This is a genomic window from Bradyrhizobium sp. ORS 278 (assembly GCF_000026145.1).
In the GTDB taxonomy this organism is placed as follows: domain Bacteria; phylum Pseudomonadota; class Alphaproteobacteria; order Rhizobiales; family Xanthobacteraceae; genus Bradyrhizobium.
In genome coordinates this window covers 6,721,756-6,736,769 of the sequence record NC_009445.1, presented here as the reverse complement: position 1 = coordinate 6,736,769, position 15,014 = coordinate 6,721,756, and the positions used below count along the sequence as shown (strand labels likewise).

Sequence of the window (15,014 nt, the reverse complement as noted above, 5' to 3'; positions counted from 1 at the left end):
AAGGACCCAACTTGTGGCCCGATCTGGCCTCCGGCGAGATGTTCACCCTCATGGTGAGGAGCGCCGCGCGCGGCGCGTCTCGAACCATGAGGCCTGGACGGCGCGGCAACTGCCTCGGCGAGGACCGCGGCCTCAATTGACAATCCCTGCCATTTCCCGGCAATTCGCCGCCACAATCACTCACTCGCAAGCCGCGCGCGGACACGAACCCATGAACCATTTCGACTACCGCGACGGCGTGCTGCACGCCGAGGCCGTCAATCTCGCCGAGCTCGCGAGCCGCGTCGGCACCCCGTTCTACTGCTACTCCACCGCCACCCTGGAGCGGCATTACCGCGTGTTCGCGGACGCCTTCGCCGGCCAGGACGTCTTGATCTGCTACGCGATGAAGGCCAATTCCAACCAGTCGGTGCTGCGCACGCTCGCAAAGCTGGGCGCCGGCGCCGACGTCGTCTCCGGCGGCGAATTGAAGCGCGCGCTGGCCGCCGGCATCCCCTCGCGCAAGATCGTATTTTCCGGCGTCGGCAAGACCGAGGCCGAGCTGCGCGCCGCGCTCGCGGCCGACATCCACTGCCTCAACATCGAATCCGAGCCCGAGCTCGATCTGCTGGCGCGCCTCGCCGTGGAGACCGGCCACACCGCCCGCATCTCCATCCGCGTCAACCCGGATGTCGATGCCGGCACGCACGCAAAAATCTCGACCGGCAAGTCGGAGAACAAGTTCGGCATCCCGCTCGACCACGCCCGCCGCGTCTACGCCCGCGCGGCGAAGATGAAGGGCATCAAGGTCACCGGCGTCGACGTCCATATCGGCAGCCAGATCACCGATCTCGGCCCGATGGAGACCGCCTTCCGCATCCTCACCGAATTCGTGCAGACGCTCCGCGCCGACGGCCACGACATCTCCCATGTCGATTTCGGCGGCGGCCTCGGCATCCCCTATCACATGGACCGCGCCGTGCCGCCGGAGCCCGCCGCCTACGCCGCGATGGTCAAGCGCGTGTCGCACAATCTCGGCTGCACCCTGATGTTCGAGCCCGGCCGCATGATCGTCGGCAATGCCGGCATCCTCCTCGCCAAGGTGATCTATGTGAAGCACGGCGAGGCCAAGAACTTCGTCATCATCGACGCCGCGATGAACGACCTGATCCGCCCGACGCTCTACGAGGCGCATCACGACATCCTGCCCGTGAAGCAGGCCCCGCCGGACGCGCCCGCCTTCGTGGCCGACGTCGTCGGCCCGGTCTGCGAAAGCGGCGACTACCTCGCCCTCGACCGGGCGCTGCCCGAGCCCGCGCCCGGCGACCTCCTCGCCATCATGACCGCAGGCGCCTACGGCGCCGTGCAGGCCTGCACGTACAATACCCGCGCGCTGGTGCCCGAGGTGCTGGTGAAGGGCGACCAGGCGGCGGTGATCCGGCCGAGGATCGAGGTCGAGCAGCTGATCGCGATGGATACGCCGGCGCCGTGGTTGTGAGGCGGGCTGCGTTCCTTTCCTTGATGCGTGAGTAAGCGTTCTCACCGCACGACGATCCGGGCATGTAAGCCCCACTGTCATCGTCCGCGAAAGCGGACGATCCAGTACGCCGTGACGTCTCGGTTCAATAACCGCCGCCGCGGCGTACTGGATGCCCCGCTTTCGCGGAGCATGACAGCGGTGGAGACGGCGAGAGCTCGACCCGTAACGAAGCGGCCGAAAGCTTGAATTCCGGCACCGCGCTTTGCGACGCGCTGCCTCGGCTTCGCCAGCACCTCGCTCATCGTCGCGTCGCTGATCCTCAGACTGTCAATGCTCCAGCACCTCGCGATAGCGCTCGAGCTGCTGCTCCCGGCTCAAGCGCTGCCACTCGGCGCGTTCGGTCTCGATGGGGGCAGGGCTGACGGCAGCAGCCTGGTTTGCTTATTGGCCATGGTGATTTTAGTTTAGCCCGGATCAGGCGCCTCCGCGAGACCGTGTTCCCTGATCGATTCCGGACCTGATCGGTCACACTGTTCTGCGAGGACCCCACCCATGAGCATTCGCGTCGGCATCGTCGGTATCTCCGGTTTTGGCGGCGGCGAGGCGATGCGCCTGATCGCCGGGCATCCCGCGTTCGAGCCGGTCTACGCCGCGGGCGAGGGCAGCGCCGGCCAGCGGCTTTCGGAGCGCTTCCCCGGCGTGCCCGCCAAGCTCGCCGATCTCGTGATCGAGAAGTGGGACCCTTCGCGCCTGCCGCAGCTCGACGTTCTCTTCGCCTCGCTCCCCACCGGCGCCTCGCGCGACGCGCTGGCGCGCATCCCGCGCGAGGTGAAGATCGTCGACATCGGCGGCGACCACCGCTATGCCGACGGCTGGACCTACGGCCTCGCCGACGTCTGGCCCGAGGCGATCGCGGGCAAGACCCGCATCGCCAATCCCGGCTGCTTCCCGGCGGCGGCGCTGACCGCGCTGGCGCCGCTGCTGGCCGACAGGCTGATCGCGCCCGAGAACATCGTGATCGACGCCAAGACCGGCATTTCCGGCGCCGGCCGCGGCGGCGGCGCCGGCTTCGGCTACGCCGAGAGCAACGAGAACCTGATCCCCTACGGCCTGCTCAAACACGTCCACATGCCCGAGATCGAAAGCACCATCGCGCGGATCAGCGGCGGCAGCGCCGCCGGCCTCGTGTTCACGCCGCATCTGGTGCCGATGACCCGCGGCATCCTCGCCACCATCTACGCCCGCGGCCGCGCCACGTCAGACCAGTGCCTGGACGCCGCCCGAAGCTTCTACGCCGGCCGTGCCTTCGTCCGCGTCACCGACAAGCCGCCGCAGACCAAATGGGCCACCGGCTCCAACCTCGCCTTCGTCAGCTACGCCGCCGACCCCGACCGCAATCTGGTGATCGCGCTCGGCGTCGTCGACAATCTCGGCAAGGGCGCCGCCGGGCAGGCGGTGCAGAACGCGAATTTGATGTGCGGGCTGCCGGAGACGGCGGGGCTGGAGGGGGCGCCGGTTTGGCCGTGACACGCCGAGCAAGCGGAGCAACTCATGGCCGGTGCCTGCGTCATCGCCCCGGGCGGGTGCAGCAACAATGCACTTTTTGAACTTCTGGAAGATCGTCACTGTCACTGCCATGATGTAGGTTGAACCAAGCCGTGAGCAACTCCCAAGACCGCACCGGCCTCATCGACGATGCATCGCGCAACATAGCGAGATGGGTCTGGATCATCAACGGCGGCTTCTTTGTTCTCGGCGCCGGTGTTTCGACCTTCGTGTATGTCCTGGGCGGCGTCGGTGAAAACTTCGCGCAACTGAACCGAACCGGCCAGCCCGTCACCGCGAGCACAGCCTCGGCGTTGTTCTCGGGCCCGTTCTTTCAGTTGGTCGTCGTCCTATTTCCGCTACTGATGGATCTGAGATGGGATGCCTTTCGCTCGCAGCTTCGCGCCGGGCGACAAGCTCGGATCGCAAGCGATCCGAAGTTCGAGAAGTTGGATATGGAATTTGTCTATTTCGGCATATGCTTCGTCCTCGCGCTGGGCGGCCTGGTGACCCTCGTGCTCGCGCTCTCCGAAGCATCGTCGGTATACGCGGCCGCTTCGGTCAAGCCCGGCTGATCGCAAGATGACGCGATGTCGCGCCGAGTTGCGATCCGTCAGCCAAATTCCCGGCGCAAGTCAGCCCCCCGCTGGATTTTTCATGGAGGGCGACTAGATCTTGCAGGATTACGGTGACAGTGCTGGACTGCACCCCTCAAGTGAGACACGATAATCTCAGTGACAGTGGGTGAAGTCATCGCATTGTGTTTTGCTCAAACGCGGCTTCGAACTCAAGGGGAGATCGATAGCCGAGGGCCGAATGCAAGCGCTCCTTGTTGTAGATCTCGGCGATGAAGCTGTTGATCCGGCGCCGGGCGTCGTTGACGTCGGCAAAGGTCTTGCCGTTGACCTCCTCGGCCTTGAGCGTCTTCATGAAGCTTTCGGCCTTGGCGTTGTCGAAGGGGTTGCCTGGACTGCTCATGCTGATCTTGATCTCGCGATCGGCGAGGCGCTGGCGATAAGCGATCGAGGCGTATTGCACGCCGCGGTCGGAGTGGTGGATCAGGCTGCCCGGCTTGGGATTCCGGGATTTGAGCGCTTTGTCGAGCGCCGCGATGGCGAGCGAGGCGTCGAGGGTGTTGTCAAATGCCCAGCCGACCGCCTTGCGGGAGAAGCCGTCGAGAATGACGGCGAGATAGGCGAACGTCTTGGCGAGATGGACGTAGGTGATGTCAGCGACCCAGATCTGATCCGGAGCCGATGGCGCCAGGCCACGGATCAGGTTGGGGACGACGATCACGTCAGTCGGCCTCTCAGTCGGAGGCTTCAGGAACGGCGTCTTGCGCTGCGCGAGAAGATTATCCTGCCGCATGAGCCGCAGGACTTTCTTGGCATTGACGGCCATCCCCAGACGCCGAAGAGCGGCGGTCACCCGTCGATAGCCGTAGAACGGATGCTTCAGGCAGATGCGCTGGAGCTGGTCGCGCAACTCGCACTCGGCCTCGGCGCGGCTGCGTCGATTGAGATGCCGGTAATAAGTCGCTCGAGGCAACCCTGCCAAAGCGCAGAGGCGCTGCACATGAGCGCTGGAGTCGGCTGTCTGCGCGGTCATGCTTTTGATGACTTCGATGATGCGGATACGGGTTTGCCTTGCGCTGCCGGCCGCTCCAGTGCGCGCAAGGCTTGCCGAAAAAAATCGAGGTCCATCTGCTGACGGCCGACAAGCCGTTCGAGTTCGGCAATGCGGGCATTGGCCCGTGCCAGTGCTGACCGCTTATCGTCATAGGTCGCCAGAGATTTGAGCTTCCGGGGACCGGGCTTCGGTCCCGGCTTGCGGTTCAATCCGTCCGGACCTTGCGCCTTCCAGGCCTTGATCCAGTCATGCAGGATCTTACGCGATATCCCAAGGTCCCGAGCCACAGGCAGAACGCCTTCGCCTCGCTCGACACGCTTGATCGCCTTCAATTTGTAAGCCGTCGGAAACCGACGGGTCTTCCCTCTTGCTGCCACAGGTCATCCTCGGAATGCCTGTCACTGAGATTATCGTGTCTCACTTGAGGGGTGCAGTCCAGTGCACTAAATCAGCTATCCGGCGGTACCAGCTATCCGGCGGTACACTCAAGGACGGCGAAAGCGGGATCCATGTGTGGGCCGGGGCAGCTCGAAGACCCGGCCCTCGAACCTCGTGCGGCGGTCGCACGACATCACCACGAAGCGGAACCGACCCCACAGCGGATAATTCCGGTCGCAATTTCCGTTGCACTGCGACGAGCAGGTCATGCCGCTCCACGGCTCCGGCCGCAGGCCACGTTCGTCGATCGTCACGCAGGCGCCGGGCCGCTGGTCGCATGACGCCACCAGCCTCATCGTGCCGCCGTCGAGATCCGTAACGCGCTCGAAGCTGCCGTCGTCGCGCTGCTCCTCGACGATCAGCTCCGGAGCGAGTTCGACCCTCCCATGGGCGCGAACCGCGAGTTCGCCGGGCGTCGGCCCGTTGAGAATTTCAACAGTGGCGGAAGCCGAAGCGTCTGCCGCGGGACTGCGCGCCGGCCATGCGAGTGCCAGGGCACAGGTCAGCAGGCATGCCAGAGCGCGCAGCTCCCGCAGGATCTCCTTGGGCTGGGGTGCAAAGCTCATCATGCAGGCAGGCGCACCTTAGTGGAGATCGATCCGATGATCTCGACAGTGATTTCGCCGTCGGCGAGATCGGAGGTGTCGGCGTTTTCGAGCAAGTCCTGGATGATGCCGGGGATCTTGGCAGCGAGTTCGTTGAGTGTTGTAGCTCCAGTGACGAGGCCCGGCACGTCAGAGCTTTCGGCCACCCAATAGCTGGATTTCTGGTCCCAGGTCGCGCGAACCACGATCATCGACATCTCTACGGGCCCCTCAAACCTACGCACTTTGTGGGGAACAGTTCGGAACATCAACCTTGCAGCAAGACTTCCAGCGCCTTTCCAGGCGTGGCTATGTCTCGCGGAGTTTCGCGCGGCCGATCTTCTGCCGACCGTGAAGGACTCGCAGCACAGTCACCACGTCGCTCTGCTCGCGATAGAACACGAGATAGGGCGCGACGATACCGAGCCGAACGCCTCGGCCAAGTCGTGGGCGTGGTGCGCCAAGCCCCGGCTGTGCTTCCAACAACGTAAACAGGCGCAGGAAGGATTGGCGATACTTCGTGGCGACGCGCTCGCCTGCTTGCTCGGTGAGATCGCCCAACACCGTGGCGAGATCACGGATCGCGACGGGCGCGACGACGAGGCGGGTCATCGGCGCGGCGATGGGCTCGCTTGCATTTCAGCGTCGAGACGCGCCTCCAGTTCGTTGAGAGGCACGCCCTCGCCGCGTTCGATCTCGGCGGTGGCCTCAGCCAGTAGCGGCTTGGTCCATTCCAATTCGTCATGCGTGTAACCGAGCGCGGCGGCCCGCTGCGCAAGCTCGGCTTCCTGCGCCGGAGTCAGTATCACGCCTTCGGCGGACAGACTGTCCCAGAGGTCGGTCAGGAGGTCGAACCGCTCCTGAGGGGTGAGGGCGGCAATGTCTTGGGGCGTCATGGGTACAGAGCCTCCGGTCTCGTCGCACTGCTGGACTATACCGCCTTCGGCGTGAACGCGCGAGCGGCTCGCGGCAAACGAAAATAATTTGGCGCTCTACTTCAATATCGGTCTTGCGCTTTATCCGAAATCATGCTCTACTCCGCGCATCCCGTCCCGCTGAGGGGGCGCTTCGCGATCGTCACGGACGTCGGGTGCGGGATGCGGTGGGCGCATGGGGACGCAGCGCGGGCTTGCTCGCGCGGACGAACGATCCCGGTGCGACGAGGAAGTCGCGTGGTTCTGGCATCCCGGTGCTGATGCCAAGTGGGCGAGGACGTGTCGTCCGCGACGGGGCCAACAAGCCGGTCCCCGGGAAGAGCGCGTATAATTCGTAACACCATCGCGCAGGGAAGGTCGGAGTCCCGGCCGAACCTGTGGTGACTGCCGCCTGCTTTTTTTCTTGCAGGCGGGCCATGGGAGAGGCCAGCTCCCGACCTTCCCTGCGCCCTCTGTTCGACGAGGGCGAGACGTCAGACATCACTCGGGCGCGGATGGCGTCGCGAGAGCGATGATGCGCGTTTGTGTTCTCCACGGGCACGGTGAGCGTTTGGGCTTCGGCGGACACGTCGCTGCGCTCGCAATGACGGAGTTTGGGGCGACGGTGTGCGTCGCATCCACTTTCGTGGGGCAGCGCTCCGTAGCTTTTCGGGAACCTCCCCGGTCACACTCCCGTGTGAAGCGCCTGCGCAAGGCGGAAAGCTGCACCGCGATGGGTGCCTCACGGCTGCCTTTGTGCTAGGGTGAACATCCGGGCAACCTGGAGAGATTGTTGAGCGGCGAGACCCCCGAGCCGGCGCGGCCGGCAAGCAGCACCCGTGATGGGCTGGCCAACGCCGGCTCGACCAGCAGCGGGCTGACCAACAACGCGCCGACCAATGACGGGCTTGCGCGGCTGAAGCTCGCACAGGCGCTGCAGCGGGCGCGTCTCGCGATCGCCTGGGAGCAGGGCTGGCCGCATCTGGCGCGGCTGCTGCTGGTGATCGGGCTGTTCCTGATCGTCTCCTGGGCCGGGCTGTGGCTCGGTTTGCCTCTGCTGGCGCGGGCCATCGGCGTCGCGCTGTTCGTTGTCCTGTTTCTTGGCGCCGCGATCCCGGCGCTGCGCTTCCGCTGGCCGACGCGCGAGCAGGGGCTCGCCCGGCTCGATCGCGGCTCGGGCATCGCGCATCGTCCCGCCACCGCGCTGACCGACACGCTCTCCACCCAGGATCCGATTGCGCGCGCGCTGTGGCAGGCGCAGCGCGCGCGCACGCTCGCCTCGATCAAGGCGATCCGCGCCGGCACGCCGCGGCCGCGGCTGTCGCTGCATGATCCCTGGGCGGTGCGCGCGCTGGTCATCGTGCTGCTGGTCGCGACGTATTTTGCCGCCGGCGACGAGCGGCAGCTGCGCATCGCCTCGGCGTTCGACTGGAACGGCGTGCTGACGACGGTGCCGATCCGGGTCGATGCCTGGGTCAAGCCGCCGCTCTACACCGCCAAGCCGCCGGTCATCCTGTCGGCCGCCAACAAGGAAGGCGCGGTGCCGCCGAGCGGTCCGATCGTGGTGCCCGCGGGCTCGACCCTGATCGTGCGCTCCAGCGGCGCCACGCTCGACGTCATCACCGGGGGCGGCGTGGCCGAGGCGGCGCCGGGCGAGGTCGCGGCCGGAGAGGCGGCGCCGAAGGGGACCACCGAGAAGCATTTCCTGATCAAGACCGACGGCACCGCGCATGTGCGCGCGCCCTCCGGCCAGCCGCAATGGGTGTTCACCGCGACGCCGGACAAGCCGCCGGTCATCAGCATGGCCAAGGACCCCGAGCGCCAGGCGCGCGGCTCGCTGAAACTGTCCTACAAGCTCGAGGATGATTACGGCGTCACCGAAGCCAAGGCGAGGATCGCTCCGCGCGCCGCCGACAAGCCGGGCGACGCGCCGGCGGCGCGGCCGCTGTTCCAGCCGCCGGAGTTTGCGCTGGTGCTGCCGAATGCGCGCACCCGCAACGGCGTCGGCCAGACCGTGAAGGATCTCAGCGAGGACCCCTACGCCGGCGCCGACGTCACGATCACGCTGACCGCCAAGGACGAGGCCGGCAATGAGGGCAGGAGCGAGCCGTTCGAGACGCGGCTGCCGGAGCGGCTGTTCACCAAGCCTCTGGCGCGGGCGCTGATCGAGCAGCGCCGCATCCTCGCGCTCGACGGCAATCGCAACAGCGACGTGTACACCGCGCTGGACGCGCTGGCGATCGCGCCTGAACTGTTCACGCCCGATCCCGGCCAGTATCTCGGCCTGCATTCGGTCACCCGCCAGCTCGAAATGGCGCGCACCGACGATGCGCTGCGCGAGGTGGTCGCGAGCCTGTGGTCGCTCGCCGTCACCATCGAGGACGGCAACATCACCGATGTGGAGAAGGCGCTGCGCGCCGCGCAGGACGCGCTCAAGCAGGCGCTCGACCGCGGCGCCAGCGACGACGAGATCAAGAAGCTCGCCGAGGATCTGCGCAAGGCGATGGACAATTACATGCGCCAGCTCGCCGAGCAGCTGCGCAACAATCCGCAGATGGCGCAGCGGCCGCTCGATCCCAACACCCGCGTGGTGCGTCCGCAGGACCTGCAGAACATGATCGACCGCATGGAGCGCATGGCGCGCTCCGGCGACAAGGACGGCGCGCGCGAGCTGCTCGAGCAGCTGCAGCAGATGCTGGAGAACCTGCAGACGGCGCGGCCCCAGCAGGGCGGCGACAACGAGATGGAGCAGGCGCTCAACGAGCTCAACGACATCATCCGCAAGCAGGACCAGCTGCGCAACAAGACCTTCAAGAAGGGCCAGGACTCCCGGCGCGACCGCAGCGGCCGCAATCAGCGCGACCAGGGCCAGGTGCCGCTGCCCAAGGAGGTCGAGCTGATCCTGAAGAAGTCGAAGGAGCTGCGCGAGAAGACGCTGAGCGCCTCGCCGGAGGAGCTCGAGGATATCCTGCGGCAGCAGGAAGGGCTGAAGACCCAGCTCCGCAATTGGCGCGACTCGCAGGGAGCGCGGTGACGCATGATGGATCGCCTGATGGATCGGAATGGATCACGCGCCGCGCCGCGTCGCCGCCGCGGCGCCCGCGCTTTGCTGCGCGCCAGCGTGCTCGCCGGCTGCTGCCTGATCGCGGTGCCCGCTTTCGCCGATGCGCTCGACGAGTATCTCGACAAGGCCGAGCAGGCCATGCAGGACTCGATCGACAGCCTCAAGAACAAGAGCACCAGCGAGAGCGCGAACCATCAATCGTCCGCGATCCGCGAGCTCGAGCGCTATCTCACCACCGACCTGCAGCAGGAGCAGCAGGCGCTGCGCGACCGGCTCAAGCAGCTGCAGGAGCAGCTCGCCAAGCGCGGCATGAGCCCGAAGGCCGACAAGGGCCAGAAGGGCGAGAAAGGCCAGAAGGGGCAGCAGGGCCAGAAGGGACAGCCCGGTCAGCAGGGCCAGCAGGGCGATCCCGGCGACGATGGCGATCAGGGCGACGGCGGCGACGGTCTCGACGAGGCCGATGGCGCGATGGGCGATGCCGGCAGTCAGCTCGGCGACAACAACGCCGATGGCGCGGTCGAGTCGCAGGGCAAGGCGCTGGACGCGCTGCGCAAGGGCGCGCAGAGCCTCGCCGAGGCGATGCAGCAGGGCGATGGCGATCAGCCCGGCGACGGCCCCGGCCAGGCGCCGGGCCGGCAGGCGGGCGCGCCGCCGATGGATCCGCTCGGCCGGCCCCTGCATGGCCGCGACGTCGACGATTTCTCGCAGAAGATTCCCGGCGAGATCGACGTGCAGCGTGTCCGCCGTATCCTGGAAGAGCTGCGCCGCCGCTCCGCCGATCCGTCGCGGCCGCAGATCGAGCTCGACTACATCGAGCGGCTGCTGAAGGACAACTGATCAGGCGGCGCCGAGATCATGGATGACGGGCGCGAGATCCGCCGGGGAGAGGTCGAGCGTCGCCAGCGTGATCGGCAGCCTGAAGCGGCGCGGCCCCGCGCTGCCCGGATTGAGATAGAGCACGGCGCCGGCCGTCTCAAACCGCGCGCGATGCGAATGTCCGGAGATGACGACGTCGATGCCGGTCGCGGCGGGGTCGATCCTGAAATCGTGCACGTCGTGCACGAGATGGAAGGTCCGGCCGCCCAGGCTGATCGTCGCGGTCTCCGGATAAGCCTTCGCCCACGCCGCGGTATCGATATTGCCGCGGATCGCGGTGACCGGCGCGATCCCGCGCAGCCGCTCGATGATCTCGGGACGGCCGATGTCGCCGGCGTGCAGGATATGGTCGACGCCGGAAAGACACCGCTCCGCCTCCGGCCGCAGCAGTCCATGCGTGTCGGAGATGATCCCGAGCTTCAGCACGCCCGCCTGAGAGGGGTCAGTCAATCCGGAGGATCTCCAGCTCCTGTCCGGTCACCTCGACGACATCGCCGGCCGTCTTGCCCATCAGCCGCCGCGCCACCGGCGAGACATGCGAGATCGTTCCGTGCTTGGGATCGGCCTCGTCCTCGCCAACGATGCGATAGGTCTGGGTTCGGCCGTCGCCGCGCCGGAACGTCACCGTGCTGCCGAACGCGATCGCCGCGGTGGAGGAGGGGGGCGGCATCAGCTGGGCGGTGCGCAGCCGGGCCGCGAAATAGCGCGCGTCGCGCAGCGGCAGCGCCGACTCGCGGCGGCGCTCGTTGACGTCCGCGATCGCCTGCGCCGCCTCATAGGCGGCCTGCGCCTGATGCAGCTGATCCTCCAGCGCCTTCAGCCCGGTCTCCGTGACGAGGTTCGGATGCGGCGAGACCGGACGGTCCGGCAGCATCGTCTCCGCCGCGGTCTCCGCGCTCTCTTCCTTGGTGAATGCAACGCTCACGCGGCAGATCTCCAGCGGCCGCAGGTCCTGCAGCCGTCGCACAGAGATCATGCCGCCGATCGGGATTTCAAGTGGGTTCCGTCGGCCGCCCGGCACGGCATCCGCTCGGGGCGGATCCGCAGGATCCCGGCAGCGAGGCGTGACATCGACAATCGTCGTGCGTTCTCTGGCGCGCCGAGGGCCCGGACGGTGCGCGCCAGCTCGAGCCGGCGCGCGGAAGCCTGCTACGCCTTGGCCGTCTTCGACGCCAGCGCATCGGCGACCGCGGTGCGGATGTCGGCGACCGAGAACGGCTTGGTGATCACGTCATGAGCGATCGCATTCAGATTCGACGCCCGCTCGCGCTGATGGGCGAAGCCGGTCATCAGAAGGATGGTCAGGTCGGGAAAATCACGCGCGGCCGACAGCGCCAGCGCGATGCCGTCCATGATGGGCATCTGGATGTCGGTCAGCAGCAGATCGAACGCGCCGTTCTCACGCGTGAGGATGTCGAGCGCCTCGGCGCCATCCTGCGCGGTGACGGTCTCGTGGCCGTCCATCGCGATCGCGCGCGCGACCAGGGTGCGCATCGAATCTTCGTCGTCGGCGATCAGGACGCGCGACATGTCGTTTCGTCTCCGTCTCGTGGGCCCCGCGGGCGAGCCACGAGGCCGGAATCATCATGCACTGCCGGCGGCGAGATCGCGCCGGTTGAAGAACCGTATATCGATATTGCGGCCTTCGGGAGGGGGCGAGGCGAGGCGCGACTTGAACGCGATGCGCTCGCCGGGCTTCAGCACGGTCTGCTCGAGCAGCGTATTCCAGGCGTAGATCTCGGTGCCCTGCGCGTCGCGGACGCTGAAGCGCAGCCGGGGCAGGTCGACCGCCTTCTTGGTGGTGCTCACGATCGCTCCTTCAATGACCAGCACCGGCTTGCCATCGACGGTTTCGGTCGCCAATTTCACGTCCTTGAACGCGGCGCCGCGCAGATTCACCTCCAAGCCGATCAGCTTGTACAACGATGCGGTCTGCGGCATCAGCCTGACCACGTCGGCGCGCCAGACCCCCAGCGCGATCGTGAGCGCGGCCATGGCGGCGGTCAGCGCGGGCAGGTTGAACACCTTCTTGCCGGGGAAGTTCGGCAGGGTCGGCCGCTTGATCAGCTTGCCGAGACCGGCGAGGCGCGCAAGCCTGCCTTGGGCCGGCTGCTCGGCCTCGGTCGCGGTCTCGCCGGGTTCTTCAGCAGCGGCGTCCTCGGGCCACCCGGCGGCGATCGACGGGCTTTCGACCTCGGGCGGCTGCTCGTCGGGCTCCTCGCGGGCCAGAGCCTCCCATTCGTCGGCGGCATCACGGGGGGCAGAGCCCCCATCGGCCTCCGCCATGGCCGGAATCGGCGCCGGAGCCTCGACCGCGTCCTCAGGCCGCGCCAGCCAGACTTCCCTGCAACGGGAACACCGCACACTGCGGCCCGCCATACCCAGGGTTGCCAGATCGATGGCGTAAGATGTCGCACAATGGGGGCAAACGATGAACATCGCGCCGGTTCTCCAAACGGGCATTGCCGCTTTGTTTCCGAGAGTTCGTGCTACAAGGGCCGCCATGTGGACGAACGTCGGAACGCAATCGCGCCATTGGTACATGGCAACCATTAACGAACCGGAAACCATAACGAGCGCTCAATCGGGCGATCGTACCCCCGGGCATGCCGCGTGCGGATCCACCCTGCGCGCCGTCGAACGGAGCTGACGCTTTGGTTCGGTTCGAAAATGTTGGGCTGCGCTATGGACTGGGGCCGGAGATCCTCCGCGACCTCACGTTCCAGATTCCGGCTCATTCCTTCCAATTCCTCACCGGCCCGTCGGGCGCGGGCAAGACCTCGCTGCTCAAGCTCCTGTTTCTATCGCTGCGGCCGACGCGCGGGCTGGTCAACCTGTTCGGCTACGACATCTCGCTGTTGAGCAAGGAGGAGATTGCCGACCTGCGCAAGCGCATCGGCATCGTGCTGCAGGACTTCCGTCTGCTCGACCACATGACCACCTATGAGAACGTGGCGCTGCCGTTCCGCGTCATGGGACGCGACGAGTCGAGCTATCGCAAGGAGGTGATCGATCTCCTGAAATGGGTCGGCCTGGGTGAGCGCATGGATGCCCTGCCGCCGATCCTGTCCGGCGGTGAGAAGCAGCGTGCGGCGATTGCGCGCGCGGTGATCTCGCGGCCGCAGCTGCTGCTCGCGGACGAGCCGACCGGCAACGTCGATCCGACCTTGGGGCGCCGCCTGCTTCGGCTGTTCATCGAACTGAACCGCTCGGGGACGGCGGTGATCATCGCAACCCACGACATCACGCTGATGGACCAGTACGAGGCCCGGCGGCTGGTGCTGCATCAGGGACGATTGCACATCTATGAGTAGCGTGGACGATCGCGGCCTTCTGGTCGATCTGGGCGAGGACCGCCCGCAACTGCCGGCGCAAGCCCGCATCGTGTCGCCGATCGTGCCGCGCGCTTCGATTGCGGGGCGTGCGCTCGTCGCCGTGGTGGCGATCATGACGTTCCTGGCTTCGATCACCACCGGCGGTGTCCTGCTGGTCAGCGAATCCGCGGCGGAATGGCAGTCGGAGGTCGCGAGCGAAATCACGGTTCAGGTCCGTCCCAAGACTGGCCGGGACCTCGAGCGCGATGTCGCCCTGGTGACCGACGCGATGCGGGCGCAGTCCGGCATCGTCGAGGTCCGGCCCTTCACCAAGGACGAATCGAGCAAGCTGCTGGAGCCTTGGCTGGGCAGCGGCCTGTCGTTCGACGAACTGCCGGTGCCGCGCGTCATCATCGCGCGGGTGCAGCCGGGCACCAGCTTCGATCTCAACGCACTGCGTGCCCGCGTGATCCAGGTCGCGCCGACCGCCAGCGTCGACGATCATCGGGCCTGGATCGAGCGCATGCGCTCGATGACCGGCGCGACGCTGTTCGCCGGGTTCGGCATCCTGTTGCTGGTGATCGCGGCGACCATCATCTCGGTCTCGTTCGCAACCCGCGGTGCGATGGCGGCAAACCGGCCGATCGTCGAAGTCCTGCATTTCGTCGGTGCCGGTGACCGCTACATTGCCAATCATTTCCTGCGCCACTTTCTGCAACTCGGCCTCGAGGGCGGCGTCATCGGCGGCGGGCTCGCGATGCTCGGCTTCGGCTTTTCGGAGTCGATCGCGAACTGGTTCTCCGGCACGCCCGTGGGCGATCAGTTTGCGGCGCTGCTTGGCACCTTCTCGCTTCGTCCCCTGGGCTATGTGGCGATTGCGCTACAGGCAGTCGTGATCGCGGCGGTGACCGGCTGGGCTGCGCGGCGGACCCTGTTTACGACACTGGCGAGCATCGACTGATGGCGGCTTCTGTCCAAAGCCGCCGCGTTGCGGATTTCACTTGGCCCGAAAACCGCCTAGAATCGTCTGCGCCGGGATGAGGCACGACGGGGTGAGCCGGGTCACGAACACGGTCGAGGTCGCGCACTATCCTGCGCGGCGAGCGAACGTGATCGGGAGGCCGGCGAAACCCGCCCGCCGTCCCGGACTTGAAGGACGGGATTGCGCGACGGCATGGGGCCGCGCGCAGG

The 15,014-nt window shown here is 66.7% G+C and carries 17 protein-coding genes; 7 read left to right on the top strand and 10 right to left on the bottom strand.

Annotation, left to right across the window (positions count from 1 at the left end):
• Positions 1-211 precede the first annotated feature (211 nt).
• The 3 genes from lysA (at position 212) to BRADO_RS30080 (ending at position 3,579) form a co-directional block, all read left to right on the top strand.
• Positions 212-1,477: a diaminopimelate decarboxylase gene (gene lysA, locus BRADO_RS30090; protein ID WP_041757149.1), complete on the top strand. Its 1,266-nt coding sequence runs from the start codon at positions 212-214 to the stop codon at positions 1,475-1,477.
• A gap of 534 nt (positions 1,478-2,011) precedes the next feature.
• Entirely contained in the window at positions 2,012-2,986 is a 975-nt protein-coding gene (argC, locus tag BRADO_RS30085; protein WP_012029976.1) for an N-acetyl-gamma-glutamyl-phosphate reductase, read from the top strand.
• Positions 2,987-3,117: 131 nt separating this feature from the next.
• Positions 3,118-3,579: a hypothetical protein gene (locus BRADO_RS30080; RefSeq protein WP_157872636.1), complete on the top strand. Its 462-nt coding sequence runs from the start codon at positions 3,118-3,120 to the stop codon at positions 3,577-3,579.
• A gap of 175 nt (positions 3,580-3,754) precedes the next feature.
• Here the strand turns inward: BRADO_RS30080 and BRADO_RS30075 are convergent, their stop codons facing one another.
• The 6 genes from BRADO_RS30075 to BRADO_RS30055 all read right to left on the bottom strand — a co-directional run bounded on the left by BRADO_RS30075 (position 3,755) and on the right by BRADO_RS30055 (position 6,551).
• On the bottom strand, positions 3,755-4,612 hold the full coding sequence (locus BRADO_RS30075; protein ID WP_012029974.1) for an IS3 family transposase: 858 nt from the start codon (positions 4,610-4,612) through the stop codon (positions 3,755-3,757).
• Entirely contained in the window at positions 4,609-5,010 is a 402-nt protein-coding gene (locus BRADO_RS34535; RefSeq protein ID WP_011927137.1) for a transposase, read from the bottom strand. Before BRADO_RS34535 ends, BRADO_RS30075 begins: the two co-directional genes overlap by 4 nt.
• A gap of 108 nt (positions 5,011-5,118) precedes the next feature.
• The gene (locus BRADO_RS30070) at positions 5,119-5,640 is read right to left on the bottom strand and encodes a hypothetical protein (protein ID WP_012029973.1); all 522 of its coding nucleotides are present in this window, start codon (positions 5,638-5,640) and stop codon (positions 5,119-5,121) included.
• On the bottom strand, positions 5,637-5,873 hold the full coding sequence (locus BRADO_RS30065; protein WP_041757148.1) for a DUF1902 domain-containing protein: 237 nt from the start codon (positions 5,871-5,873) through the stop codon (positions 5,637-5,639). The genes BRADO_RS30070 and BRADO_RS30065 overlap by 4 nt, the downstream gene beginning before the upstream one ends.
• Before the next feature lie 91 nt (positions 5,874-5,964).
• Positions 5,965-6,267, bottom strand: coding sequence for a type II toxin-antitoxin system RelE/ParE family toxin (locus tag BRADO_RS30060; protein WP_012029971.1), 303 nt, complete (start codon positions 6,265-6,267; stop codon positions 5,965-5,967).
• Positions 6,264-6,551, bottom strand: a complete 288-nt coding sequence (locus BRADO_RS30055; protein ID WP_012029970.1) for an addiction module protein — start codon at positions 6,549-6,551, stop codon at positions 6,264-6,266. Before BRADO_RS30055 ends, BRADO_RS30060 begins: the two co-directional genes overlap by 4 nt.
• Positions 6,552-7,362: 811 nt before the next feature.
• Here BRADO_RS30055 and BRADO_RS30050 point away from each other — a divergent pair.
• Both BRADO_RS30050 and BRADO_RS30045 read left to right on the top strand, forming a co-directional pair.
• Positions 7,363-9,603: a TIGR02302 family protein gene (locus tag BRADO_RS30050; RefSeq protein WP_083794990.1), complete on the top strand. Its 2,241-nt coding sequence runs from the start codon at positions 7,363-7,365 to the stop codon at positions 9,601-9,603.
• Positions 9,604-9,621: 18 nt separating this feature from the next.
• The gene (locus tag BRADO_RS30045; RefSeq protein ID WP_244422925.1) at positions 9,622-10,470 is read left to right on the top strand and encodes a DUF4175 family protein; all 849 of its coding nucleotides are present in this window, start codon (positions 9,622-9,624) and stop codon (positions 10,468-10,470) included.
• Here BRADO_RS30045 and BRADO_RS30040 read toward each other — a convergent pair whose 3' ends face one another.
• The 4 genes from BRADO_RS30040 to BRADO_RS30025 form a co-directional block, all read right to left on the bottom strand.
• The gene (locus BRADO_RS30040; protein WP_012029967.1) at positions 10,471-10,959 is read right to left on the bottom strand and encodes a metallophosphoesterase family protein; all 489 of its coding nucleotides are present in this window, start codon (positions 10,957-10,959) and stop codon (positions 10,471-10,473) included.
• A complete protein-coding gene (gene greA / locus BRADO_RS30035; protein WP_041757847.1) occupies positions 10,952-11,434 on the bottom strand; it encodes a transcription elongation factor GreA in 483 nt (160 codons plus the stop codon). Before greA ends, BRADO_RS30040 begins: the two co-directional genes overlap by 8 nt.
• 224 nt (positions 11,435-11,658) lie before the next feature.
• A complete protein-coding gene (locus BRADO_RS30030; RefSeq protein ID WP_012029965.1) occupies positions 11,659-12,039 on the bottom strand; it encodes a response regulator in 381 nt (126 codons plus the stop codon).
• Between the two features lie 54 nt (positions 12,040-12,093).
• Positions 12,094-12,948, bottom strand: a complete 855-nt coding sequence (locus BRADO_RS30025; RefSeq protein WP_041757146.1) for an MJ0042-type zinc finger domain-containing protein — start codon at positions 12,946-12,948, stop codon at positions 12,094-12,096.
• A 215-nt stretch (positions 12,949-13,163) separates the two neighbouring features.
• Between BRADO_RS30025 and ftsE the strand changes: the two genes are divergently transcribed.
• Both ftsE and BRADO_RS30015 read left to right on the top strand, forming a co-directional pair.
• Positions 13,164-13,823, top strand: coding sequence for a cell division ATP-binding protein FtsE (gene ftsE / locus BRADO_RS30020; protein ID WP_008962119.1), 660 nt, complete (start codon positions 13,164-13,166; stop codon positions 13,821-13,823).
• On the top strand, positions 13,816-14,784 hold the full coding sequence (locus tag BRADO_RS30015) for an ABC transporter permease (RefSeq protein ID WP_012029963.1): 969 nt from the start codon (positions 13,816-13,818) through the stop codon (positions 14,782-14,784). The genes ftsE and BRADO_RS30015 overlap by 8 nt, the downstream gene beginning before the upstream one ends.
• Positions 14,785-15,014: the final 230 nt, after the last annotated feature.